The organism is Pedobacter soli (assembly GCF_900101435.1).
Taxonomy (GTDB): Bacteria; Bacteroidota; Bacteroidia; order Sphingobacteriales; family Sphingobacteriaceae; genus Pedobacter; species Pedobacter soli.
Genome location: NZ_FMZH01000002.1, coordinates 240,816 through 264,638, shown reverse-complemented (window position 1 = coordinate 264,638; position 23,823 = coordinate 240,816). Strand labels below are relative to the sequence as shown.

General features: G+C 39.4%; 20 protein-coding genes. 3 read left to right on the top strand and 17 right to left on the bottom strand.

The window, feature by feature from the left end; all coding sequences use genetic code 11:
• Window positions 1-47 precede the first annotated feature (47 nt).
• The 7 genes from BLR37_RS05115 to BLR37_RS05085 form a co-directional block, all read right to left on the bottom strand.
• Window positions 48-1,271, bottom strand: coding sequence for a quinol:cytochrome C oxidoreductase (locus BLR37_RS05115; RefSeq protein ID WP_090765465.1), 1,224 nt, complete (start codon window positions 1,269-1,271; stop codon window positions 48-50).
• 16 nt (window positions 1,272-1,287) lie between these two features.
• The gene (locus tag BLR37_RS05110) at window positions 1,288-1,893 is read right to left on the bottom strand and encodes a c-type cytochrome (protein WP_090765462.1); all 606 of its coding nucleotides are present in this window, start codon (window positions 1,891-1,893) and stop codon (window positions 1,288-1,290) included.
• The gene (locus tag BLR37_RS05105) at window positions 1,865-2,401 is read right to left on the bottom strand and encodes a DUF3341 domain-containing protein (protein ID WP_039471449.1); all 537 of its coding nucleotides are present in this window, start codon (window positions 2,399-2,401) and stop codon (window positions 1,865-1,867) included. The genes BLR37_RS05110 and BLR37_RS05105 overlap by 29 nt, the downstream gene beginning before the upstream one ends.
• 2 nt (window positions 2,402-2,403) lie before the next feature.
• Window positions 2,404-3,876 carry an NrfD/PsrC family molybdoenzyme membrane anchor subunit gene (gene nrfD, locus BLR37_RS05100; RefSeq protein ID WP_090765459.1) on the bottom strand — a complete coding sequence of 491 codons (1,473 nt, stop codon included), beginning with the start codon at window positions 3,874-3,876 and terminating at the stop codon, window positions 2,404-2,406.
• A 26-nt stretch (window positions 3,877-3,902) separates the two neighbouring features.
• Complete coding sequence (locus tag BLR37_RS05095; RefSeq protein ID WP_090765456.1) at window positions 3,903-6,935, bottom strand: TAT-variant-translocated molybdopterin oxidoreductase; 3,033 nt, start codon at window positions 6,933-6,935, stop codon at window positions 3,903-3,905.
• 48 nt (window positions 6,936-6,983) lie between these two features.
• The gene (locus BLR37_RS05090) at window positions 6,984-8,276 is read right to left on the bottom strand and encodes a c-type cytochrome (RefSeq protein WP_090765454.1); all 1,293 of its coding nucleotides are present in this window, start codon (window positions 8,274-8,276) and stop codon (window positions 6,984-6,986) included.
• A gap of 255 nt (window positions 8,277-8,531) precedes the next feature.
• Complete coding sequence (locus tag BLR37_RS05085; protein WP_039471440.1) at window positions 8,532-9,512, bottom strand: deoxyhypusine synthase family protein; 981 nt, start codon at window positions 9,510-9,512, stop codon at window positions 8,532-8,534.
• 959 nt (window positions 9,513-10,471) lie between these two features.
• Here BLR37_RS05085 and BLR37_RS05080 point away from each other — a divergent pair.
• Complete coding sequence (locus tag BLR37_RS05080) at window positions 10,472-11,602, top strand: BamA/TamA family outer membrane protein (protein ID WP_090765452.1); 1,131 nt, start codon at window positions 10,472-10,474, stop codon at window positions 11,600-11,602.
• Between the two features lie 221 nt (window positions 11,603-11,823).
• Here BLR37_RS05080 and BLR37_RS05075 read toward each other — a convergent pair whose 3' ends face one another.
• From BLR37_RS05075 to BLR37_RS05050, 6 genes are all read right to left on the bottom strand, one after another.
• Window positions 11,824-14,202 carry an outer membrane beta-barrel family protein gene (locus BLR37_RS05075; RefSeq protein WP_090765449.1) on the bottom strand — a complete coding sequence of 793 codons (2,379 nt, stop codon included), beginning with the start codon at window positions 14,200-14,202 and terminating at the stop codon, window positions 11,824-11,826.
• A complete protein-coding gene (locus BLR37_RS05070; RefSeq protein WP_090765446.1) occupies window positions 14,203-14,430 on the bottom strand; it encodes a hypothetical protein in 228 nt (75 codons plus the stop codon).
• Between the two features lie 17 nt (window positions 14,431-14,447).
• Complete coding sequence (locus BLR37_RS05065; RefSeq protein WP_090765443.1) at window positions 14,448-16,013, bottom strand: N-acetylmuramoyl-L-alanine amidase; 1,566 nt, start codon at window positions 16,011-16,013, stop codon at window positions 14,448-14,450.
• A complete protein-coding gene (locus BLR37_RS05060) occupies window positions 16,010-16,378 on the bottom strand; it encodes a BlaI/MecI/CopY family transcriptional regulator (RefSeq protein WP_090765440.1) in 369 nt (122 codons plus the stop codon). The genes BLR37_RS05065 and BLR37_RS05060 overlap by 4 nt, the downstream gene beginning before the upstream one ends.
• Window positions 16,379-16,724: 346 nt before the next feature.
• Window positions 16,725-17,393, bottom strand: coding sequence for a DUF1345 domain-containing protein (locus BLR37_RS05055; RefSeq protein ID WP_090765437.1), 669 nt, complete (start codon window positions 17,391-17,393; stop codon window positions 16,725-16,727).
• A gap of 4 nt (window positions 17,394-17,397) precedes the next feature.
• Window positions 17,398-18,180 carry an O-methyltransferase gene (locus BLR37_RS05050; protein WP_090765434.1) on the bottom strand — a complete coding sequence of 261 codons (783 nt, stop codon included), beginning with the start codon at window positions 18,178-18,180 and terminating at the stop codon, window positions 17,398-17,400.
• 44 nt (window positions 18,181-18,224) lie between these two features.
• Here BLR37_RS05050 and BLR37_RS05045 point away from each other — a divergent pair, with 44 nt between their 5' ends.
• Both BLR37_RS05045 and BLR37_RS05040 read left to right on the top strand, forming a co-directional pair.
• On the top strand, window positions 18,225-19,094 hold the full coding sequence (locus BLR37_RS05045) for a transglutaminase-like domain-containing protein (protein WP_090765431.1): 870 nt from the start codon (window positions 18,225-18,227) through the stop codon (window positions 19,092-19,094).
• 11 nt (window positions 19,095-19,105) lie between these two features.
• Window positions 19,106-20,215, top strand: coding sequence for a glycoside hydrolase family 18 protein (locus BLR37_RS05040; RefSeq protein WP_090765428.1), 1,110 nt, complete (start codon window positions 19,106-19,108; stop codon window positions 20,213-20,215).
• Between the two features lie 95 nt (window positions 20,216-20,310).
• Here BLR37_RS05040 and BLR37_RS05035 read toward each other — a convergent pair whose 3' ends face one another.
• The 4 genes from BLR37_RS05035 to BLR37_RS05015 form a co-directional block, all read right to left on the bottom strand.
• A complete protein-coding gene (locus BLR37_RS05035; RefSeq protein ID WP_167356551.1) occupies window positions 20,311-20,793 on the bottom strand; it encodes a CAP domain-containing protein in 483 nt (160 codons plus the stop codon).
• A gap of 61 nt (window positions 20,794-20,854) precedes the next feature.
• A complete protein-coding gene (locus BLR37_RS05030) occupies window positions 20,855-21,682 on the bottom strand; it encodes a glycoside hydrolase family 16 protein (protein ID WP_090765422.1) in 828 nt (275 codons plus the stop codon).
• 377 nt (window positions 21,683-22,059) lie between these two features.
• On the bottom strand, window positions 22,060-22,860 hold the full coding sequence (locus tag BLR37_RS05020; RefSeq protein ID WP_090765417.1) for a DUF4595 domain-containing protein: 801 nt from the start codon (window positions 22,858-22,860) through the stop codon (window positions 22,060-22,062).
• Between the two features lie 41 nt (window positions 22,861-22,901).
• The gene (locus tag BLR37_RS05015) at window positions 22,902-23,816 is read right to left on the bottom strand and encodes an alpha/beta hydrolase (protein WP_090765414.1); all 915 of its coding nucleotides are present in this window, start codon (window positions 23,814-23,816) and stop codon (window positions 22,902-22,904) included.
• Window positions 23,817-23,823 lie beyond the last annotated feature (7 nt).

The window sequence follows — 23,823 nt, the reverse complement described above, 5'->3', positions numbered from 1 at the left end:
ACTGCTAATTATAATAATAACTAAATATTTGCTCTATCTTATCATCATTACAGTTGATGATGCAAACTTTCTTGTAATAATGGGTGATTCTTTGCAATCAAAGGCTTTTTACTCAATGCCGATAAAACGGTAAAGGTAAACAATCCTACGAAACCTACTGCAGTTCCGATTTCAACAATTCCGAAACCATTGTGACCATCTTCTACTGCACCTGGCATAATCATTTGGTAGTAATCTACCCAGTGACCTAATAATACCACGATAGAAACGAATAATAATTTGGCATCGGTTCTTTTGTTATCTCTATCCATTAACAATAACACTGGCGCTAAGAAGTTCATCGCAAGGTTTAAGAAAAACCAGAACTTGTAATATTCAAAGCGTTTGAAGAAATATACAGTCTCCTCAGGCATGTTTGCATAGTAGATCAATAAGAACTGAGCAAACCATACATAAGTCCAGAAGATAGAGAAACCGAAAATAAACTGGCCTAAATTGTGTAAGTGACTGTTGTTAATCCACTGCATGTAGCCAGCTCTTCTTAACAAGATCAGGATAATAGCAATAGTTGCTAAACTGCTTACCCACATGGCGGCGAAGTTATACCAACCGAACATGGTTGAGAACCAGTGTGCCTCTAATGACATCACGGTATCGAAAGCAAAAACAGGAGTTGTAAATCCGTAGATAACTAAGAAGATACAAGCATTTTTGAAGCTTTTTCTGTAAGAGTTTAAACCACCAGCTAAATCTTCGTTATAAGAAAGTTTAACAAAAAGCATTGAAAAAATGCTGTAAACACCTAAGAAGATAACCTGACGACCTAAGAAGAAAGGTACGTTAAGGAATACCGATTTACCAGCAATGATTGAATCATAGTGCGGGCTGTTTGGATCAGTTAATCCTTCAGCATTCCAGTGGTGGTATAAGTTATGTGTAAATAAACCTGCTGAAATAACTACAACAAGTATTACAGCTGCTAAAGGCAAAGTTTTTGCCATAGCCTGTGGTACACGTAAAATAGATGCAGACCATCCTGCCTGCGCTACATATTGAACAGCAAGGAAAAATGTACCCGACATACAAACGCATGCAAAGTAATATGCCATAAGCAACAGGTTGGCAAAAGTACGCTCGTGCATTACTTTATCGCCGGCTAAGAAACCGAAAAGAACAGCTGCTGCACCGATAAGGATACCAACTATGCTTAAGGTTTTTACTTTTCCTGTAAACTCAAACTGTTCACTAAAATTAATATTGTGAGTTCCCATTTATATTCTGCTTTACTTATTGTTGTTTTTGTAATTCCTGAACATACATCACTACTTTCCAACGATCAGTTGGTGAAATTTGTGAAGCATGTGAGCCCATATTATTTACACCGTAGGTAATGGTGTGGTAGATTTTACCAGCTGTAAGTGCTTTCATCTCCCCACCTCTTGATGAACTTCCAGCGAAGTAAGAAGGTACACCATTAAATTTCTCAATTTTTACCAGGTGTCCTTGTCCGTCTCCTTTTGTTCCGTGGCATGGGCTACAGAAAACGTCGAACAAGTGTTTACCCTGAGCTAAATTTACAGTATCAACCGGTAAAGGGTTAACCATGCTCACACCCGCTGCCTGATATCCCTCAAGGGTATTAGGAAACTCATCATACTCGGTAAAACCTACCGGTTTAGTATGTGCTGGTGGCAATTGTGCCGTTTTACCATCTTTAAAATTCTTGTTTGGCTGATCCGGATTGTAAGCAATCGGATCATACATGTTTCTGGCATATTCTAAGCCAGTACTGCGTTTATCTCTACAAGCAGAAAAGGTAGCTGCAAAAGCGATAGCTAAAAACGCTGTGTAAACAAATTTATTCTTATTCATAGCTAATGTACTTCCTTTCATTATACTTTACTTCTAAAGCACCTGCATCTTTTAATAATCCATCAATTACCGTGTGTGCGGCGTTGTCTTTTGCATCAACTGCAATTACAAAGCGATCATCAGTAGCACGTAAATCCATCACTCTTGGTGCTCTTCCTGGAAATAAGTGTGTAGAAGCATAGTAAGTTAACACCATACCGAAAGCACAGAATAATACTGTAAGCTCGAACATTATCGGAATAAAATCCGGCAATGCAAATGATGGTTTACCACCTATGTTTACTCTCCAATCGATAACTGCGCAGAAATAAATCAAAGCGAATGCACAGCAAGTACCGGTAATACCAAAGCAAAATGCTGCGATATCGATTCTAGATCTTTTAATTCCTAATTTGGCTTCTATTCCGTGTATAGGCATTGGAGTATATACATCATAAATGCTGATGTTATTTTCCTGAAGTTTTTCGATGCCATGCATCATTTCATCAGGATCGCCAAAGCTGCCTAAAATATATTTGATATCACTCATTGTTATATTTTTGCGTAATCTTCTTGTTTAACACTATCAAATTTTTCTAAAGACTCTATGTACTCAGCTACATATTCTTTATTCTCGTGCCCTTCTTTAATCTGTTTCATTTTAGCTTGCTCACTTGCAGATTTTAATAATAATTTAACCTCTGCGATAGCGATTGATGGCAATACTCTTAAGAACAATAAGAATAAGGTAAAGAATAAACCAATCGAACCTACGAATACACTGATATCAACCCAGGTTGGATAGAACATCGCCCAGCTAGATGGAATATAATCGCGGTGTAATGAAGTAACGATAATTACGAAACGCTCGAACCACATACCTACGTTTACTACGATCGATAAAATCCAGGTAGCTTTGATGCTTAAACGGATCTTTTTGAACCATAATAACTGTGGAGAGATTACGTTACAAGTCATCATCATCCAGTAAGACCACCAGTAAGGACCAGTAGACCTGTTGATGAAAGCATATTGCTCGTACTCAGAGCCTGAATACCATGCAATGAAGAACTCAGTTAAATAAGCCACACCTACGATTGATCCGGTTAAGATGATGATTTTATTCATCGACTCAATGTGGAACATGGTGATGTAATTCTCTAAACCTAATACTTTACGTGCAACCAATAATAAGGTTAATACCATCGCGAAACCTGAGAAAATCGCACCGGCCACGAAATATGGAGGGAAGATGGTAGTGTGCCATCCCGGAATTACCGAAGTTGCAAAGTCCATAGATACAATGGTGTGTACCGAAAGTACAAGTGGTGTAGAAATACCCGCTAAGATTAACGACACCGCTTCGAAACGTTGCCATGTTTTAACGCTTCCACTCCACCCGAAAGAGAAGATAGAATAGATTTTTCTGCGTGTACCCACTGCACGGTCGCGGATAGTTGCAATATCTGGTAATAAACCTGTGTACCAGAATAATAATGATACAGAGAAATAAGTTGAGATCGCAAACATATCCCATACCAATGGTGAGTTAAAGTTTACCCAAAGTGAACCAAACTGGTTTGGTAAAGGTAAAACCCAATAAGCTAACCATGGACGGCCCATGTGTGATACTACATAAGTTGCGGCACAGATTACGGCGAAAATTGTCATCGCCTCTGCCGAACGGTTGATTGAGTTACGCCAGTTCTGACGGAAAAGTAATAGTACAGCCGAAATTAGCGTTCCGGCGTGACCGATACCTACCCACCATACGAAACCGGTGATATCCCATGCCCAACCTACTGTTTTATTTAAACCCCACGCTCCGATACCGTTCCAGAAGGTGTAACTTACAGCTACCACCCAAAGTAAGGCGCCTAATGCGGAAACGATGAAACCAATCCACCAAGCTTTGTTTGGCTTATTTTCTACTGGCATCAAAATATCATCCGTAATTTTTGCATACGTGATATTATCGCCGGTAATTAATGGTTCTCTAAGTATTGATTCGTTATGTCCTGACATAATTTGTATTTTCTTTATACTAAAGCTTACGCTTGTACTGTTGTATCTGTATTTCTAATTTTTGTCATGTAGCCGATACCTGGTTTCACATTGATTTCTTCTAATACGTAGTAGATACGCTCAGAACGCAATGCTTTTGAAACTTCTGAATTAGGATCGTTTGCATCACCAAATACAATTGCATTTGCTGAACAAGCTTCCTGACAAGCCATTTTAATATCGCCATCTTTTAATGGACGTTTTTCCAATTTAGCCTGTAATTTACCACCTTGGATACGTTGGATACACATAGAGCATTTCTCCATAACACCACGTGAACGTGTGGTTACATCAGGATTCAATACCAATTGGGTAAACTCGTTATTTAAATAGTTATCGAAACGAGAATCGTTCCAGTAGTTAAACCAGTTGAAACGACGTACTTTGTATGGACAGTTGTTTGCACAGTAACGTGTACCTACGCAACGGTTATAAGCCATGTGGTTTAAACCATCACTTGAGTGTACTGTTGCCAATACCGGACATACAGTTTCGCAAGGTGCGTGGTCACAGTGCTGGCACAACATCGGTTGGTGAACAACTGAAACGTGGTCTAAATCTTCTAGTTTTGCAATTTCTTTCTCTCTGGTTACATCGCCTTCTTTAGTTTCGTAGCTATAGTAACGGTCGATACGGATCCAGTGCATCTCACGACGACGACGAACCTCATCACGGCCTACAACCGGAATGTTGTTTTCTACGTTACAGGCAACAATACAAGAACCACAACCAGTACAAGCATTCAAATCGATTGCCATAACCCAGTTGTTACCTGGTTTTTCATATTGATCCCAAAGATCGTAGTTTTTGTGTTCGCCTTTTTCGTTACCGGCACCAGCATTTTTTAAGTACTCTTTAAAAGTAGCTTCTTTAATTACTGCACGGCCCTCGAAAGAGTGGTGAGTTTGTGTTTGAGCCAATTCGTAATAACCGCCTGTTGGAGTAATGGTTACCGAAGTAGCATATTGCATTGTTCCATTGATAAAAGAAACAAAAGGGAAAGCATTTTTACCTACACCGTTACCAGCTTTACCAGCTTTATCACGGCCATAACCTAATGCAATAGAAGCAGTTCCCTGTGCTTGTCCTGGCTGGATCAATACCGGAAGCTCTACTGAATATCCGTTGCTTCCTTTTACAGTTACAACATCAAATTCTTTAACTTTTAATTTTTCTGCAAATTTTGGCGCAATGGCAACAAAGTTATCCCAGGTTACTTTCGAAACCGGATCAGGTAACTCCTGTAAGAATGCATTGTTAGCATTTTTACCATCACGCATCGGGATGTTTTCGTAAACCTGTAACTGGATATCTTTATCTAAAGCTTTGCTGCTGTTGGTAATTGAAGTAGCTACTGCAGCTAACGATAAAGTGAAGCTGTAAGCACCAGCGGCTTTTGCCGTTGTAGTAACTACACCTTTTTCCAATACCTCTTCCCATTTCAAGCCTGCAGCTGGTAATACTTTAGCTTCCCAGTTGCTGCGTACAAACTGATAGTAGTCTTTAACAGGAGCATCAGCCCAGGTTAATAAACTTTCTTCTGCCTGACGGCTATTGAATACCGGGTTAATGGTTGGCTGAACGATAGAATAATATCCTTCGTAAGCGTTAGCATCACCCCAAGATTCTAAGTAGTTGTGGTTAATGGCAATTGCATCGCAAAGCGTAGCTGTTTCATCAGCACGGTCTGAGAATGAAATTTTTGCCGGAACTTTAGCTAAAGCATCAGTAAATGCTTTTGGATTTGCTGCGTCGTAAGCCGGATTGCTGTTTAAGAATAAAACTGCACCAACTTCGCCACGTACCATTTCAGCAACTAAGCCATTAAATTCGGCATCGTTACCAGCATATAAGTAGCAAGGGTTATCTAAATCGATAGTAGTACCATAACTTCCGATAGCGGCGTTAATAGCATTTACCAGGATTTGAGTAGAAACGTCGTTCGAACCACAAACTACTAAACCTTTACCTTTATTTTGTAATAATTCTTTAGCAACTAATTTAATTACTTTATCAGCAGTTGCATTATTCGCTAATGAACCTCCAGGTAAAGCCTGACCAGTAATTGCATTGTATAAAGCGATTAATGCAGGACCTTCTTCCGATAATTTAACCGGAACACGGGTATCGGCATTGGTACCAGTTAAGCTCATACCACCTTCAAACTGAATGTGGCGGCTCATTTTTTTATTTTCTAACGATTTGTAGTTACGGTTGGCAGTGTATTGAGCAGTAAACTCTTCACCACTGATCCAGGTACCTAAGAAATCGGCACTGAAACTTACAATTAAATCGGCTTTATCGAAGTTGTACTTTGGTAAAACAGCTTTACCAAAACTGTTTTGGTTAGCCTGGATAATACCTGTATAAGAAACAGCATCATACTGAACCAATTTGGCAGCAGGATATTTAGCCACAAACTGAGCAATTACTGCGTTGGTTGACGGGCTGTTTACTGTTGATGCTACAATACGGATTTTTTTACCTGAAGCCTGTGCTTTTGCCAACTCGCCTTTTACAAAGCTGTCGATTTTTGCCCAGGTAGTTTCTTCAGTCTGACCGCCTTTTACTAAAGCTGGTGCTTTTAGTTTAGATACATCGTATAAATCTAATACTGAAGCTTGCGCTCTTGCATCGGTACCGCAATTGTATAAACCTGCATTTGGATTCGGTTCAATTTTAATTGGGCGACCTTCTCTTGTTTTAACCAAAATACTCTGGCCGTTGAAGCTTGAAGTATAAAAGTTAGGGATACCTGGAGTAACCTCTTCAGGTTTTACCAGATAAGGGATTGATTTTTTTAACGGTGTACTTTGGCAGGCTGCTAATGTAACCGCACCTAAACCAAAGCCTAACGCCTTTAAAAAGTCGCGGCGTGGGGTAACGGTACTTAACCCTGCTTCATTTAAAACATCTTCTATTGGAAGTGGCTCGGCGAATTCGTTTTTGTTATTTTTAACAAAATCCGGTGTATTGTTATACTCCTCTAAGCCTTTCCAGTATTTTTTATTGCTTTCCATTTAAGCTATATTACTGTGTATCGAACGTTCTTACTAAACTCTAATCTATTAATAGTGGCACTTACCACACTCTAAACCACCCAATAACGCTGGGGTAATTTTCTCGCCTTTTTTAATTTTTTCGTGCGCTTCGATAACCTTAGCGTAGAAAGCATTGTTTTTCTGACCAGAAATATCTGTTTCTTTATGGCAGTTAATACACCATTTCATGGTTAACGGAGAATATTGATAAATTTCTTCCATTGTATTAACCGGACCGTGACAAGCGAAACAAACAGGTTCAGTTGGTTGTAATCCTTTTGCTTTACGAATTGCATCTTCTGCAACTACCACGTGTTGAGAGTGGTTGAAGTAAGCAAAATCAGGTAGATTGTGTACACGTACCCACTCCATTGGTTTCGATTTACTCTCGTCGTATTTCTGTGTTTCAGGATCGTAACCTAAAGCACTGTAGATTTTTTTGATCTCAGGAGAAATCTCGCCGTCATATTTATCTCTTGCCTGTACCGCTTTGTGGCAGTTCATACAAACGTTTAATGATGGAATAGATGCATTTTTAGATTTAAATGCTCCAGAGTGACAATACTGACAATCGATCTGATTGATACCAGCGTGCAGCTCGTGAGAGAATTTAATTGGCTGAACTGGCTGATAACCTGTATGAACACCGGTATTCCACATACCCATCCAACCGAACGAACCTAAGCAGATAATTAGACACAAGATAAAGAACATTACAAATTTCTTGTTTTTGAACATCTTGCGCACACCTACTTTCAATGGCACATCTTCTTCAATTTCAATACCTTGTTTTTGTAAAATCAAACGCTCTAATAATTTAGATGCGCGACCTAAAATTACAAGGATAACAATAGCTACAATTACGATAGCTACGATACCTGCAATTGATAAACCTGAAGTAGATTCATCTTTAGCAACAGCACCACCATCGGTTTTAGCAGCTTTTGGTTCGCCTTCTTTAATGTAAGCTAAGATGTCTTTTACTTTTGCTTCATCTAACTCAGGGAAAGATGTCATCGCAACTTTTCCGTTTTCGTTAAAAAGTTTAACAGCCTCAGGGTTACCAGAAGCTACCAGACCTTGCGAATTTGGAATCCATTTTAAAAGGAACTCTTCAGAGTGACGATCCGATACTCCTGTTAAGGCCGGACCAACCATTTTCTGATCTAATGCGTGGCATGACGTACATTTTGCTTTGAAAAGCGTCCTTCCCTCTTTAGCATCTTGCGCATTTACGGTAGAAACCGCTATTACGGAAACTGCTGAAAATACGAATAACGACTTCCAAACATTCTTTAAAATCATCGAGATATCTCTCATAATGAACACTTTATACTTATTTAATTTACTTTTTGTTGTGAAATTGATGTTTGAACCCAGATAGCCCCATCAAAACTTGAACAAAAGTATAACTTATTAATAAATCCCATGACATAATAGTGACTGGAAATACAATTTATAATCATTCTAAACAAATGCTGATTTGAGCCACTGAGGCAATAAAAATGCCCATTTTTGATACCTAATCTCAAATGGGCATACCAAAAACCAATTTGGTTTATTTATTTCTTGCGATTATTGTTTTAATATCCACGCAAACATTAAGGGTGCTACGATTGTTGCATCACTTTCTACGATAAATTTAGGCGTATGGATATCCAGTTTACCCCAGGTAATCTTTTCGTTTGGCACAGCACCAGAATATGAGCCATAAGAAGTAGTCGAATCTGAAATCTGGCAGAAATAGCTCCAGAAAGGAATGTTTTCCATTTCCATATCCTGATATAACATTGGTACTACGCAAATCGGGAAATCGCCGGCAATACCACCGCCAATCTGGAAGAAACCAATTCCTTTACCTTCTGAGTTTTTAACATACCAATCGGCAAGCCAGCCCATATACTCAATACCGCTTTTCATCGTTGTTGCTTTGAATTCGTTTTTGATTACATAAGAAGCAAAGATGTTACCCATGGTCGAATCTTCCCATCCCGGTACCACAATTGGTAAATTCTTTTCAGCAGCAGCCAGCATCCATGAGTTTTTAGGATCAATTTCGTAGTATTGTTCTAAAACACCACTCAACAACATTTTGTACATAAACTCATGCGGGAAATATCTTTCGCCCGCATCATCTGCATCTTTCCAGATTTTGTGGATGTGTTTCTGTAAACGACGGAAAGCTTCTTCTTCCGGAATACAGGTATCGGTAACACGATTATAATGGTTCTCTAACAAATCCCACTCATCCTGCGGACTTAAGTCGCGATAGTTAGGCACACGTTTATAGTGAGAATGCGCAACCAGGTTCATAATATCCTCTTCTAAATTGGCACCTGTACAAGAAATAATCGCCACTTTATCCTGACGAATCATTTCAGCAAGTGAAATACCCAATTCTGCAGTACTCATTGCACCGGCAAGTGTAATCATCATTTTTCCACCTTCATCCAAATGCGTTTCGTATCCTTTAGCCGCATCCATCATTGCCGCAGCATTAAAATGGAGGTAATTACGCTCCATAAACTGAGATATTGGTCCTCTAGTATTGCTCATTTCGTTTTGTATTGTTTGCCGCAAAAATAGGTATTTAGGCCGAAAGGTTAAAACGTAAATGCGTTTAGCGTTTGGCGGGCTGTGTTTGGCCTTTGTGAGACAATATGAATTAGCGCGTCATACTCAACAATCGTCATCCTGAACTTGTTTCAGGATCTCTAGCTTAAATAAGTTAATACCTGTTTTTCAGAAAAGCAGTGACAGTAACTTTTATTAAAGGTAGCCCGGCTTTTTGGTACAAGTCCTCTCCCGATGAAAAATCGGGATGCGGGCTTTCCCCGTCAATCCGGTTTAGGTGGCAGCAGGTAAATGCACCTATCCCCTCGCGATCGTCACGATGCGCATGTCGTCCTCAGCTATGCGATCGGCATCCTGAGCGGAGTCGAAGGATCTTTTTGAGATAACATATATATAAGGTATACCTTATAATAACCAATTATCAAACAACAATGACCAATAACCAGGCACCAATGATCAAATACCCATTAACAATAACCAATGACCAGGCACCAATGAACAAACGACCAGTGAACGAATGAACCAACCAGTTTACAATTGGCAGTTTGCAGTACTAATGAACAAATGACCAATGAACCAATCAGTTTGGAGTTGAGCGTTTGGCATTTGGTGTCAGTTAACCAATTTAAACCGTTAACCGATTAACCACAATTCAGTTTACAGTTGGCAGTTTGCAGTACCAATGAACAAATGACCAATGAACGAATGAACCAATCAGTTTGGAGTTGAGCGTTCGGCGTTTGGTGTCAGTTAACCAATTTAATCAGTTAACCGATTAACCACAATTCAGTTTACAGTTGGCAGCACCAATGAACAAATGACCAATGAACGAATGAGCCAATTAGCTTGGAGTTGAGCGTTTGGCATTTGGTGTCAGTTAACCAATTTAAACCGTTAACCGATTAACCAACTTATAACTAAATTTCCTTTTCTTTGCATCAATGAAAAAATATTATCTAATTATTTTACTTGCACTTGTTTCAGGAAGCTCTTTTGCACAAATGAAACTGATCAGGAAAATGCTCTCGAACGAAAAAGATACTACACGTAAAGCCAGCTTTTTGCCTTTACCGGCTTTTGGCTATAGTCAGGAAACTGGATTTGAATTTGGTGTTGGCGCTATTTACTCCTTTTACATAGACCGCAAAGATACACTGAACCGCAGCTCCAATTTCGCACTGAATACCACCTACTCTACCAAAAAGACAGCTAATTTTATGCTGAAGGGCGACATGTGGACAAAAGGGAATAAATATCACTTTATTGGTGATATCCGTTTCAAAAACCAGCCCTTTAATTTTTATGGCATTGGCAATAACGCTACAAAGGCTGATGAAGATAAATTAGATCAAAGGGTTTTTAAAACACTTTTTGATGCAGAAATGAATACCCTACCCAAAGCCTACACAGGTGTTTCATTAGGTTTTGAAAATTATCATTTTATCGACAAGCAAGTTGGAGGCATTTATACCACTAACCCAGCTATTTTAGATAAAGATGGTGGCTCAGTGGCGTGGATCGGCGTATCGCAAAGTTATGATACCCGCAACAGCAACAATTACCCAACCAAAGGTTTCTTCGGAAGGGCAACCTATCAATACGCACCTGATTTTTTTGGTGGCGAAAGTTTTAATGGTTCGCAGATTAAGCTCGATCTGCGTGGTTTCTTTAGCTTAGCCCCAAAAGTGGTTGTAGGCGTACAGGGATTATATTACACTATACAAAGCAAAAGCACACCATTTTATTTATTGCAACAGTTAGGAAACGACCAAATGATGCGTGGCTATTACAGTGGCCGTTACCGCGACGAAAACTTAATGGCAGCACAAGCCGAAATACGCTACCGCTTTATGAACCGTTTCGGTATCGTAGCTTTTGCCGGCACAGGTAAGGTATTTAGCAATGGTCAGTTTAATGGCGATGGGCTAAAACCCAACTATGGGGTTGGTGGCCGCTACTTTTTTGATCCGGCAAAAGGACTTAGCGTTAGACTTGACTATGGTATAGGTGAAAAATTACCGAATGAAAAACGCCAAAGCGGCTTTTATATCAGTTTGGCTGAAGCGTTTTAAAAGATGGAAATAGGAATGGCGTAAGATAGATAATGGAAAAAATCGCAAAATGTCTTAGATGGTAAAAAACCATGCTACCCGTTCTGCGGTAATCAACGAAATCTGCGGGCCAATTTTAATAACCATTTAAGCTATTGAAGTTTTATATCAACCTAAACAAACCTTAAATGTGCTTACCTGTTGTCTTAGGTGGTAAAAGTTATGCTATGGATTTTACTAACCTAGTTATTTCTCTTCCGTTCCTCCTCGTTACCTTGTTTAATTTCTTGTCGCTTAATTTTTTCATTGCCAAAATTATAACTTACCGAAAACCTTAACTGCCGGCTATCGTAGTAATTGTGATATACCTGATTAATGCCGTTAATTAAACTGCTAAAACGATAGCGATCTGTTTTTAAAATATCGGTAGCTGCCAGGGCGATTTGCAATTTTTTATTGAGCCATAACGTTTTAAAGCCAATATCCAGATTATATTGGCTACTGCTTTTGTTTACTCCATCAACCGTAGGCCAGGCGTACCAGAAACTAATGTCGCCAAGCACAGTTTTCGACTGGTTAAAAACGAACTGATTTGTACTGGCAAAATAAGCACCTAAGCCTGTTAAACGCTTTAAAGTTTGCGGTAGTGCAGAGTTAGCTACATTGTAAAAAACATCAAGCTGACTAGTATTCTCCCAAATCTTTAACGGATTAAGCACAACTGAATTGCTTAGCTGATAATGATAGCCCGTAATAAAATTAACCGGTTTTGATGACTGGGTATTGGAAAGCGCCTCAACAAAATTTACATCGTTATAGCCATCGGTGGTTTTGCTAAACGAAAAAGTAGTGGTAAATAGCTGTTTGTAAATATGCATCAGGCTGATATTGTTATTGTATGATGGTTTTAAAAACGGATTGCCTTCTGTATAAACATATTGGTTGCTGTACCAACGGAACGGATTGAGTTTACGGTAAGCAGGACGGTTAATTCGCCGGCCATAATTTACCGACCAAACACTTTGCTCGCTTGCCCGGTAACTAATAAAAGCAGTGGGAAACATCTGGAAATACCGGATCTGATTGTGCTCATTTACCGAAACACCATCAAGCTGCGTATATTCCCCGCGTAAACCGAATTGAAAATCCCAGCGTTTAATATTTTTACTTGCATTAAGGTATAGCGCCTGCGTATTTTCCCGGTACCTGAACAAATTACTTTGTTTTTCATCCTGGATATAGGTTCCTGCATTGCGTTTAAAAAAGTTAACATCACTCTCATTTTGGATAAAACTGGTTTTTCCGCCAAGCGATATCTTCAAAAAAGGATAAGGCAAATCGAAATCGGCCTTTAATGTATATAGGGCTATCTGCTGCTTACTGGCCGATAAATACTCGGCAAAGGAGCCTGGAATAAGCTGTCCGTTTGAGGAATAACTGGTATTATCAAAGAACCGGTTTTTATCATCATTGTACCTAAACCAGTCGGCATTAAGTGTAAATGTTTTGCCCGCAGTATCCAGCAATTGTTGTAAATATATACTGGCCGAGTGGTAATGCGACCTGATTTTGGCATTGGCATTGGAGTTTAGTGCTGAATCAATAAGATGTGCTGCTCCAAAAACCGAAGTATTGATCTGCTCTTCTGAATGAAAATTGGTAAGGCCACCGGCATAGGAAGCGCCAACGGTACCACCTTTCGAAAACTGATAATCGAAACCTAACTGCCCGCTGGGTACTGTTCGAAAATTACGGTCTTTATTTACAACTTCCCACTGCTGCGCAGGATAGTAAATGTTACTTTGCTCTAAAGGTACCAGTGATCCTTTTCTGAAATTAAGATTGGTATATAGTGTGAGCTTATCTTTGCGGTAATTTAAATTACCTCCAATAACAGCCGCAGCATAGGTGGCCTGATTTAATCCAGCATTTACCGAGCCTTTAAAACCATTGCCCAGTGTTTTTTTGAGTACAATATTAATTAAGCCATTATTTCCCTGGGCATCGTACTTTGCCGGTGGATTGGTTATAATTTCGATTTTTGCAATGTTACCCGCCGAAATTGATTTGAGGTAATTCGACAAGTCATCGCCGGCTAGCTGCACCAGTTTATCGTCGATCATTACACTTACACTCCCCTTCCCTACCAGCGAAACTTTATCGTTTAAAACCCTTACTCCAGGTACTTTTGCCAGCAGTTCGAGCGCATCGGTACCGATAGCTGCCAAACTATTTTCAGCATTGAAAATAGTGCGGTCTATTTTATGGGTGATTAAGGGTTGTTTAGCCTTTATATCTACATCAGCTAACATTTGCTCATTTGCAAACAGCTGTATATTAATAATGGTATCAGATGTTAAATATAGGCTTCTGGTTGTGGTCTTAAAATTAAGTGCACTGTAAGTAATCAAATACTGACCACCTTTTAAACCTTTAAAATGGTAATTACCTAAGCTATCAGTCTGAGTATAATTTAACTGACTTCCAGAACCAGAAATTTTAATGGTAATAGCTGGTAAAGTATTAAAATTTTGATCTGTTAATTTACCAAAAATGCTGAACTGTGCCCATGAGTGCAAAGCAGAAAAACAGACAAACAAAAAGAAAGAAAACCGCAACATTTAATGGTTAAAACCAGTGCCATATAATCTGGCCTTTTCGGTATTTAAATTAAAGAACAAACTATCTGCTTTTATAACTTCATTGTTGCCAGTAGTCATGGTTGCTTTATTTACCATTACCGAATTTTTCTTCTTGTTGTAAACAATTTTAGCTCCAGATAAGACCACTTCATTATAAATTAATTTGGCATTTCCGAAGAGTGAGACAACAGCTTTATCTCTGCTCATTTTAGCCGTCCGTTTATTTAGCAGCCGCGTTGTGAAAATTCTACAAAACCATCCAGAATCAGGTTACTCATCCTGCGAATATTTTTTTCCTGACTGATATACTCCAGACTTTTTTCGTCGGCAATATTACCCATTTCAATTACCACGGCAGGCGCTTTCGATTCGCGTAACAAATACAGGTTAGCTTCCTTTAAGGCTCCCCTCACCGGCAGGCCTTCCAGTTTATTCAGTTTACTTAAAATGCCTGTACCAAATTCTTCCGCAACCTTAATGTTTTTGTTCAATTTAGAAACGTATACTTCTACACCATTAAAAGGAACCTGCTCACTGTTTTTTACACCAGCATTGTGATGGATAGAGATAAATGCAGTTACAGGTTGCTGAGGCAGGCGATCGCGAAGAGACAGATATTCATCCTTATCTCTGGTGAGCAATACTTTTATCCCTCTTTTTGCAGCTTCTTCCTTTAAAATTTTTACTGCTCGTAAGTTGAGGTCCTTTTCTCTTTGCCCATCTACAGCCGTTGCTGCAGCATCTTTACCACCATGGCCCGCATCAACAACCAATACCACTTCTACCGCTTTAATGGCTCCCCGTGTATTTCGCTTAATAATCAGGTTATCTTTAAGGTAATTCATGGCATAAACATTGGGTTTTCGCGGTGCATCTGACGGAATTTCGGCACCAGCCATTGTTTTTTCTACAATAATTTCTTTTCTGTTGATAAATGCCATGCAGCAGATCAACAATACGGGCACTACGGCTAAATAAGCCAGCCTTTTCAGTTTTGCATTGGGTTCTTTGTACAACATCATAATTCTATTTTTTAAGGGTAACTTACTGAAGCTATGGGTTGCAAGTTGTTTGGCTGGCATGGCCAGGTTAAGCAGCAACGATGCATAAACTTTTTTATCGGCTACGCGTGAGGTTTCCCGATCGGCCAAAAATTCGTGGTTATGATCGATGGCATTACGCCAGAAATAAATAACGGGGTTAAACCAAAGAACAGCGGTTACTACATTTGCCAGTAGTTTATCTGCTGCATGTAACTGTTTTACATGCACCAACTCGTGCCTGATGACCAGCTCGCGTTCGCTGGGCGGTAGAGAAATATCGACTACGATGCGGTTAAGGAAAGAACAGTTTTTAATGGCCGAGTTTTTACCCACCAGAATAACCGAATCTTCCTCCCCCAACTTGTTTTTACGCAACTGATGCTTAATCCGGATCATCATCAAAACCATTCTGAAAGATAAAAGAATCAAAATACTGAGGTATGCATAAACGAGAAGCAATTCCCAATTTAAGTTTTTAACCGGCTTTGCACCATTATCTATAAAATCCTGCTCTACAAAGCCATCATTTTTTGCATAAGTAACCTGATTTAATTTTTGATCGGCAGGCACAACTATTTCCTGTATATTTTCGATAGTTAAAGCAGGTATTATGAAACTGAATACCAGCATCAGTAGCAAGTAAACTCTGTTCAGGTTAAAAAACGTAAGCCTGGCCAGCAAGAAATGATAAACTGCAAAAAACAATGCTGTACACGCCGAAACTTTAAGGAGATAAATCAAAATCATGGCCTGCTGTTTTGGTTAATTAACTGCTTAATTTCTTCTATATCTTTTTCACTTAGCTTTTCCTCTTTTACCATAAAAGACAAAAGGCTGGCTGGCGAATTATCAAAATACCCCGAAAACAGCTTGGAAAATGTAGTTTTGGCATACTGATCTTTGCTAATTGCCGGAAAATATTCGTAAGTCTTACCGTAAGCTTTATAATTTACATAACCTTTCTTTTCGAGCAAACGCACGATAGACGAAATGGTATTGTATGGTGGTTTCGGTTCTTCATCCAGTTCATCAATAATATCTTTTACAAATGCTTTTTGCAGCTTCCATAAAACCTGCATAATGCGCTCTTCTGCTTTGGTTAATTCTTCCATAACCAAATATATAACTTATTTTTCAGTTTCACAACTGAAAAATAAGTTATTCGACTGAAAAATCAGTTAACAAAACATAAACAACTGATTTACAAATAAATAATTATTAATCCCATTAAAAGGGAATGGAACTTAATGCCAATTAAAGGCTGAACCGCAGTAATTAAACCTGATCCGATAGCTATCGGATGAAGTGAAAAGCCCGCAACCCGATTTTTCATCGGGAGAGGACTTGAAACGGAAAGCAGGACAGCAAGCCGCCAAAAGAACCTGACTGCTCATTTTCTAAAAAAGGTAGTGGATAGCATTTTACACTTGTTTGCACGCTGGCAGAGGCGAGGCCTGATTACTTGCTTAACCCCGCAACGGCATTGATGGTAAGTGCTACAATTACGGTATTGAAAATAAAGGCGATTAAACTGTGTAGCAGCGACAGTCTTCTAATGGTACGATCAGAAATTTCGACATCCGAAACCTGGAAGGTCATACCCAAAACAAAAGAGAAATAGGCAAAATCAATAAAATCAGGTTCATCATCGCCCGGAAACTCTAGTCCTGAACCTCCTTTTGCTGATTTTTCTTTACGCTTGTCGCCATAATACAAATGCGCGTAGCGCATAGTAAAGGTGGTATGCACCAAAAACCACGATAAAAACATGCCCAGGATAGCAATTACCAGATCGAGTGGTTCAATATCTTTGTTAATGAGCAGCAACACTACCGCAAGTAAGCCGGCAAAGGTAGAAACCACTACAATAGCAAAAATTTCGCCCCGCGTTTCATCCTGCATTTTGGCTTTTAAATGGGTTTCGGCTGCAGAGGTATGAAAAAACATATACCAATGGAGACTAATGAGTACCAGGCAAAATACATCCCACCCAAACATAATATGCGTGAGGGCATCCATTTTGCAAAGTAGCGAAAGCAGGTATGCTACAATTCCCGAAAAGAGGCTGAGCAGCAAAATAAAGAGTGCCGATCGTTTTAGAATACCTGCTAATTTCGGTTCCTGCATGGGTTTAAAACTTAAGTTTAAAATGTTCTTTAGCCTGCCCCTTTTTAAAATAAACCAATCCTATCCAAAACAAATCGATGGTTATGCTAACATCGGGATGGTTTTTAATTTCGGTCCAGGCTTCTTTCATGCCCTGGCTCCAGTAAATATCGTCAAAAATCAGCAGCGAATTTTCGTTAATTTTCGGCAAACACCATTTAAAATAATTCAGAGTGGCATCTTTCCTATGGTTTCCGTCTATGTAAACGAAATCCAGACTGGGTTGATGCGCGATAATATCGGGTAAAATTAAATCGAAATTGCCTACATGCAGCTCAATATTATTCAATCCCAGCGTTTCAAAATTCTTTTTGGCCACTGCCGCAGTTTGCGGGCAGCCCTCTATGGTAATGATTTCGGCATTGGCATCTGTTTTAGCCAAATAGGCGGTAGTAATACCCAGGCAGGTACCGAGCTCGATAGCACTTTTAGGAGCCGTATTTTTAGCCAGACGGTAAATGAGCTTGGCCAGTCGCGGACTTTTTAATGCGTTTTTAGCAATCTGGCTAACTTTCTTGGTGCGGTTTTTATTGAGGTGCGATCCTGCTCCAAGGTCAGTAACCGTGATTATGGAATCGTCATTAAAAAGTTTTTTTCGCTGTTCCTCTATGTTTTTGTATTCAGATTTGTCCTTAAAATCGTAAATTACCTCATCAGCGAGCTTGTACACAAATGGCGAATGCGTTCCATGCCTGCTTTTTGCTGTGAAACGGTGTTTAAGGTAATCTGTAATAAATTGAAATAGCATAATATTGCAAAAGTAATTAAACACCGCAAACGTATGTATGTTTTATGGAAAATATCGCAGAGATAAGTGCTTTAGTAAAATTGTTGGATGATCCGGATGAGGAAGTGTACCAGCATGTGGAGAAAAAACTGCTGGAATATGGTGGTGAGGTAATCCATTATTTAGAAAATGCATGGGAGCAGTCGTTCGACAGCCTGATGCAGGAACGCATTGAAAATATTGTTCACCAAATCCAGTTTAAAACCGTTAAGGAGGATTTAAACCTTTGGTATTTAAGTGGTGCTTTCGATTTATTGCAGGGTGCGCTGATTATAAACCGTTATCAATACCCTGATTTAGACGAACAAAAGGTAATTAATCAGATCGAAGATATTAAAAGGGATATCTGGCTGGGCCTTCAATACGAAATGAGTTCGGTTGAAAAAGTTAAACTGATTAACCACGTTTTATACCAGCAATATGGTTTTGGTGGAAATACCAAAAACCACCACGATCCGCAAAATTCTTATCTCAGTCAGGTTCTGGAAAGCAAAAAGGGAAACCAGATTTCTTTAGCTATTATTTATTCTACCCTGGCTCAAAAGTTGGATTTACCAGTATACGGCATTAATTTGCCGCAGCATTTTATTTTAGGGTATATAGATGATAGTAAACAGGAAGGCACCGAGTATGGTGTACTTTTTTACATTAACGCCTTTAACCGCGGTAATATTTTTGGCAAACACGATGTTGACCAGTTTTTACGCCAGCTTAACCTCGAAGCTTTGCCCGAATATTATAAACCCTGTAGCAATACCGATATTATTCGCCGCGTAATCAGAAACCTGATTTCGGCTTACGAAAACGCTGGTGCTACCGAAAAGGTAGCGGAGCTTAACGAATTACAACAAATTTTAACAGAAAATAACCCTTAAAACTTCAGCACGTGCATTCTAAAACCGGTAATTTCTTTAAAACTGGCCTTTTAATAGCATTCATATTCCTGACAGGCAGTTTGAAAGCACAAACACCGGCTAAACCCAATGTAATTGCATATTATACTGGTCACGGATCGGTTATTGACAGTTTTCCTGTTGAAAAAATAAGTCACCTGATTTATAGTTTCGGCCATTTGAAAGGCGATAGTTTAAACATCCGATCGGCCAAAGATTCGGCTTTAATTTCGAAAATGATCGAACTGAAAAAACGTAATCCCGATTTAAAGGTAATGATTGCACTGGGTGGCTGGGGTGGTTGTGCACCCTGTTCAGAAGTTTTTAGCCGGGCAAACGGTCGGAAAACCTTTGCCAAAACTACTAAAGAAATCCTCGATTTTTTTCATGCTGATGGCATCGACCTCGATTGGGAATATCCGGCAGTAATGGGCTATCCCGGTCACAGATATACGCCGGAAGACAAACATAATTTTACCTTATTGATTAAAGCATTGCGGAGTAAACTTGGCAAAAAAGCAGAGATTAGTTTCGCGGCAGGAGGTACACAAAACTGTATCGATTCGTGCTTTGAATGGGATAAAGTGATGCCATTAGTAAACCGGGTTAATGTAATGAGTTACGACCTGGTAAGCGGCTATGCAACAGTGAGCGGGCACCATACGCCTCTATATTCTACCGATAAGCAACAGTTATCTGGCCATTATGCCGTAAAATCGTTAACTGATTTGGGCGTACCTGCAAATAAAATAGCCCTCGGGGCTGCTTTTTATGCTCGAATTTTTGAGAATACAGTAGATGCCAACCAAGGACTGTATCAGCCTACCAAATTTATCCGTGGTGTTTCTTTTAAAAACTTTAAAACCACTTTTACCGAAGCTGAAGGCTATACCTATTACTGGGATGAGGTAGCCAAATCGCCTTATTACTACAATGCTAAAAACATGCAACTGGTTACTTTCGATGATCCTAAATCAATTGATTTAAAAACCAGGTACGTAATCGATAAAAAATTAAATGGCATTATGTTCTGGGAGCTTACCGACGATGCTTATACCAATGGCTTACTCGATGTTATCGATAAAACGATGAAAGGGATTTAAGCTTTAAATCAATTTTAAATAAAGGAATTTATACCAACTTAATTTCTTAATGATGTAAAGAAAAATTACATCAGCTTTAATTATTTAGCTTAGCACTAACGCGAAGCACCGAAGCTTACTGCCCAATAGTTTTCAGCCATCCCTACACCTGCTTCTATACTTTTGGCATCCATCATGGCCTTACAATGGCTTGTGCTGTTTTTCCATGCAGCTACTACCTCATCAGCCTTGCGATAACCTTTGGCTAAATTTTCGGCTATGAATTGGCCGGTATAGCTGGCATTAATTACCCGTTCTTCGGGTGTACCACCCTCTGGAGATAAATGGTCGAAATAGTCTTTTTGCGCCATGTCTTTTGCATGCGCTGTGGCCGCAGCCTGCAGGCTCATATTTACAGATAATGCCTGTACGGGCGGCATGTATATTGTACCACAGTTACATCCGCTCTGCCGCAACAGGTTAATTTTATCAACCAGCAATACAACCTCATTTTCGGGCTCAGTCAGCTCATCTTTTTTGCACTGTACCAATACGATACCCGACAGCAAAAACAAAAAAATTATCAGCCAGTTTTTCATTTCAATTACTTGGAAAAAAGGAGGAAACATGGTGTTTCCTCCCGCATGCACTAATGGTTATTTAAAAAGCCCGTTCTCTACCCAGGTAAATATTTCTTGCAGTATACAAGGTATTGCCACCCGGACCAGGAGATCCGCTATCGCCTTCCATTTGCATATTGATGATTAGCCACATGGGTTTATTTACCGAATTGCTCATGGTATGCTTGGCTACCCAAACATTGTCAATATAATAATGGCAATCTACATCGGTTGCACTCACTTTGTTGTACCAGCATTTGTAATTGTGATAGGAACCCGCATTAGAAACTGCAGTTAGCTTGTTTTCCCAGCCCCCATCGTAAGTATTTTGCCAGTTTGTACTGCTACCCTTAAACTCCATAATATCGCTTTCAGGCGGCCATGAATTAACGCCGGTAATCCAGAAAGCCGGCCAGGTACCTTTTACAGTTGGCACAGCAAAATCGCCTGATATGGTGTAACTCGGAAACTGATCGTTAATTACCACCTGCTGTTTGGCATGGCAAGCTCCAGAATTATACCAGATAGCTACATTGGTAAAACCATTGGCTGTACTGTTTCCGGGCGAGGTAGCCAAACGGGTTGCCTTAATGGTAAGTACACCACCGCTTAACGAGATTTGGTTATGGTTTGAAGCGCTACCTACCATGCGTGCCGAACCGTTATGATCGGTACCCCAGGGATAATTGTAATTCCATTGCGCCTCAAAATTAGCGTAGCTGGCAAAAGAATTGCCATCAATTAAGGTTTCCCAGGCTTTAACCTGGCCATGTTCTGGTTCAACCTGGGCTTTATCTTTTTTACAAGATAAAAGCGCCGTACAAATGCATACCAATAGCAAGCACCATTTCATTGTTTCTTTTCTCATCTTTTTTTGATTTAGGTAAATATTTGGTTAATTGTAAAGACTTCACTCATGATCTTAACCAGATAAAAACCTGAAAAACAACAAGATTCACAGTTAAACAACTATTAACCTGCTTGCATGCTAATTCAGTAAATTTGGTTAGATCATTTGCAACGAACGGGATAAATGCGGACGTGCTTGTAAGCAAAGCTATACAGACAAGCCATAAAAAATGAGGGCCTAAATCGTAAAAATAGAGTGGTAAAATGGGCGTTTTTAACCAATTTCTTAAATAAAACATGAAACCATCGCCAGCGATACGGGCTTGCATGCTTACCATAAACGCAAAAGCCCGATCACAAGCATTATGATCGGGCTTTGTATGAATGTATTAAAATCTATTTACAGTTGTAAGTTAAACTTAAAGTTGCTAAAGACTCGTCGGCTACACTTCCACCCATTTTAGTTTGATTTTTGATCACAATTGAAGTTGCATTACCCTTACCATCAAAAGCATAAGTATATTCCTCTGTATCAACACTCGCCATGTTACTGGAACTTGTAACTGATTTTTTAAGCACATTTTTAGATGCTTTACCGAAATAATTTCCCGGAATATAATCTACAAAAGCCGAAAGTGGGTCAACCAGCTCATAAGCGTTTACCGCAACTTCACCAGAATATTCATAAGTGGTTGTTTCAACACTTCCATCTGTGGTATAGGTTACTTTGGTTTGAGTTAAATTACCTCCGGTATAACTAAGTTCGGCAGTAGAATTAAGGTTATTCCCTATATAGCTTTTAATTACCGTTAAATAACCATCGGCATTATAGGTATAGGTTCTCGTAGCACTTACCCCAGGAAAGAAATCAGACATATAACCGGATACCGCTCTTCCGTTTGATAATGTAAGTTCGGTCTTTTCACCACTTTCAAGGGTTCCGGTAATTTTTGTAGCAGCATAGGTATAGACCATTGTTTCGCCATCACTGGTTGCGCTAACTAATTTACCGGAAGCATCATATTTATAACTAATTGAAAACTCGCCCAATGTACCAAGATCAGTTTTTAAACTGGCCAACTTACAGCCATTTCCGTTCGGATCGGGAAATGCATTCCAATTAATTTCTTTTTTACAACTTGCTATAGCGAGGATAGCAACAAGAGATACCATCAGGTATTTTACCGTTTTTTGCATGGTGTTTTAGATCAAGAGGTTAAAAATATCCGGCAAAGATATTAAAATTTCTCTTTCTTTATCCAGTTGCTCAATAAGTTAAACCAATCTACATCCGAAGTTTTATTAATGAGGCCAAATCCATGTCCGCCGTTTTCGTATAAATAAATATCAGTATCAACATGATTGGCCTTTAATGCTTCATTCATTAAAACACTATTGGCATAGGGTACGGTTTTATCATCTTTGGCATGCACAAAGAAAACAGGAGGTGTTTTCTTGTTCACATTTTTATTGGCCGAGAAATAATGTTTCAGATCATCAGCAGGGTTAGGTCCCAAAAGGTTTTTCATGGTACCGGTATGCACCGATTCTTCGAAGCTGATTACCGGGTAAATTAAAGCTGCGAAGCTGGGTTTCAGGTTTATTTTTTCGGGATTGGCTATTTTAAGATCGTTGTAATGTGCCACTAGCGTAGAGGCAAAGTGCCCTCCTGCCGAAAAGCCCATGATACCAACTTTGTTAGCTTTAATTCCGTATTTTTTTGCATTTTTCTTCACCAGGTAAATGGCCTGCTGTGCATCCTGTAAAGGGCCATAGGTTTTATCAACCATAATTTCGTCGCTCGGCAAACGGTATTTTAATACAAAAGCCGTAATACCAATTGCATTAAAACGTTTGGCAACATCGGTTCCTTCGTGGCTAAAAGCCAAAGCACCATAACCACCGCCAGGACAAATAATAACGGCTGCTCCTGTAGCAATTTCTTTTGGGGCAACAAAAACCGTCATAGTAGGCACCGATACTTTGGTAATACTCAGCGTACCGTTACTACGTACTTCTGTATGTTCGGTATAGGTTGTTGGTGTGGGTTTTGCACCCGGAATATCGCCCGCGTACAATGGAATTACCTCCTGTGCGCCTGAATAGTTTACAGCCATGAACAATGTGATGATTAAGGTGAAGATCTTTGTCATTTTCTCG

What these genes read in the sequence shown, in the direction of transcription:
- BLR37_RS05115 (WP_090765465.1), bottom strand. Translation starts at nt 1,271, where the DNA reads ATGGGAACTCACAATATTAATTTTAGTGAACAGTTTGAGTTTACAGGA.
- BLR37_RS05110 (WP_090765462.1), bottom strand. Translation starts at nt 1,893, where the DNA reads ATGAAAGGAAGTACATTAGCTATGAATAAGAATAAATTTGTTTACACA.
- BLR37_RS05105 (WP_039471449.1), bottom strand. Translation starts at nt 2,401, where the DNA reads ATGAGTGATATCAAATATATTTTAGGCAGCTTTGGCGATCCTGATGAA.
- nrfD (WP_090765459.1), bottom strand. Translation starts at nt 3,876, where the DNA reads ATGTCAGGACATAACGAATCAATACTTAGAGAACCATTAATTACCGGC.
- BLR37_RS05095 (WP_090765456.1), bottom strand. Translation starts at nt 6,935, where the DNA reads ATGGAAAGCAATAAAAAATACTGGAAAGGCTTAGAGGAGTATAACAAT.
- BLR37_RS05090 (WP_090765454.1), bottom strand. Translation starts at nt 8,276, where the DNA reads ATGAGAGATATCTCGATGATTTTAAAGAATGTTTGGAAGTCGTTATTC.
- BLR37_RS05085 (WP_039471440.1), bottom strand. Translation starts at nt 9,512, where the DNA reads ATGAGCAATACTAGAGGACCAATATCTCAGTTTATGGAGCGTAATTAC.
- BLR37_RS05080 (WP_090765452.1), top strand. Translation starts at nt 10,472, where the DNA reads ATGAAAAAATATTATCTAATTATTTTACTTGCACTTGTTTCAGGAAGC.
- BLR37_RS05075 (WP_090765449.1), bottom strand. Translation starts at nt 14,202, where the DNA reads ATGTTGCGGTTTTCTTTCTTTTTGTTTGTCTGTTTTTCTGCTTTGCAC.
- BLR37_RS05070 (WP_090765446.1), bottom strand. Translation starts at nt 14,430, where the DNA reads ATGAGCAGAGATAAAGCTGTTGTCTCACTCTTCGGAAATGCCAAATTA.
- BLR37_RS05065 (WP_090765443.1), bottom strand. Translation starts at nt 16,013, where the DNA reads ATGATTTTGATTTATCTCCTTAAAGTTTCGGCGTGTACAGCATTGTTT.
- BLR37_RS05060 (WP_090765440.1), bottom strand. Translation starts at nt 16,378, where the DNA reads ATGGAAGAATTAACCAAAGCAGAAGAGCGCATTATGCAGGTTTTATGG.
- BLR37_RS05055 (WP_090765437.1), bottom strand. Translation starts at nt 17,393, where the DNA reads ATGCAGGAACCGAAATTAGCAGGTATTCTAAAACGATCGGCACTCTTT.
- BLR37_RS05050 (WP_090765434.1), bottom strand. Translation starts at nt 18,180, where the DNA reads ATGCTATTTCAATTTATTACAGATTACCTTAAACACCGTTTCACAGCA.
- BLR37_RS05045 (WP_090765431.1), top strand. Translation starts at nt 18,225, where the DNA reads ATGGAAAATATCGCAGAGATAAGTGCTTTAGTAAAATTGTTGGATGAT.
- BLR37_RS05035 (WP_167356551.1), bottom strand. Translation starts at nt 20,793, where the DNA reads ATGAAAAACTGGCTGATAATTTTTTTGTTTTTGCTGTCGGGTATCGTA.
- BLR37_RS05030 (WP_090765422.1), bottom strand. Translation starts at nt 21,682, where the DNA reads ATGAGAAAAGAAACAATGAAATGGTGCTTGCTATTGGTATGCATTTGT.
- BLR37_RS05020 (WP_090765417.1), bottom strand. Translation starts at nt 22,860, where the DNA reads ATGCAAAAAACGGTAAAATACCTGATGGTATCTCTTGTTGCTATCCTC.
- BLR37_RS05015 (WP_090765414.1), bottom strand. Translation starts at nt 23,816, where the DNA reads ATGACAAAGATCTTCACCTTAATCATCACATTGTTCATGGCTGTAAAC.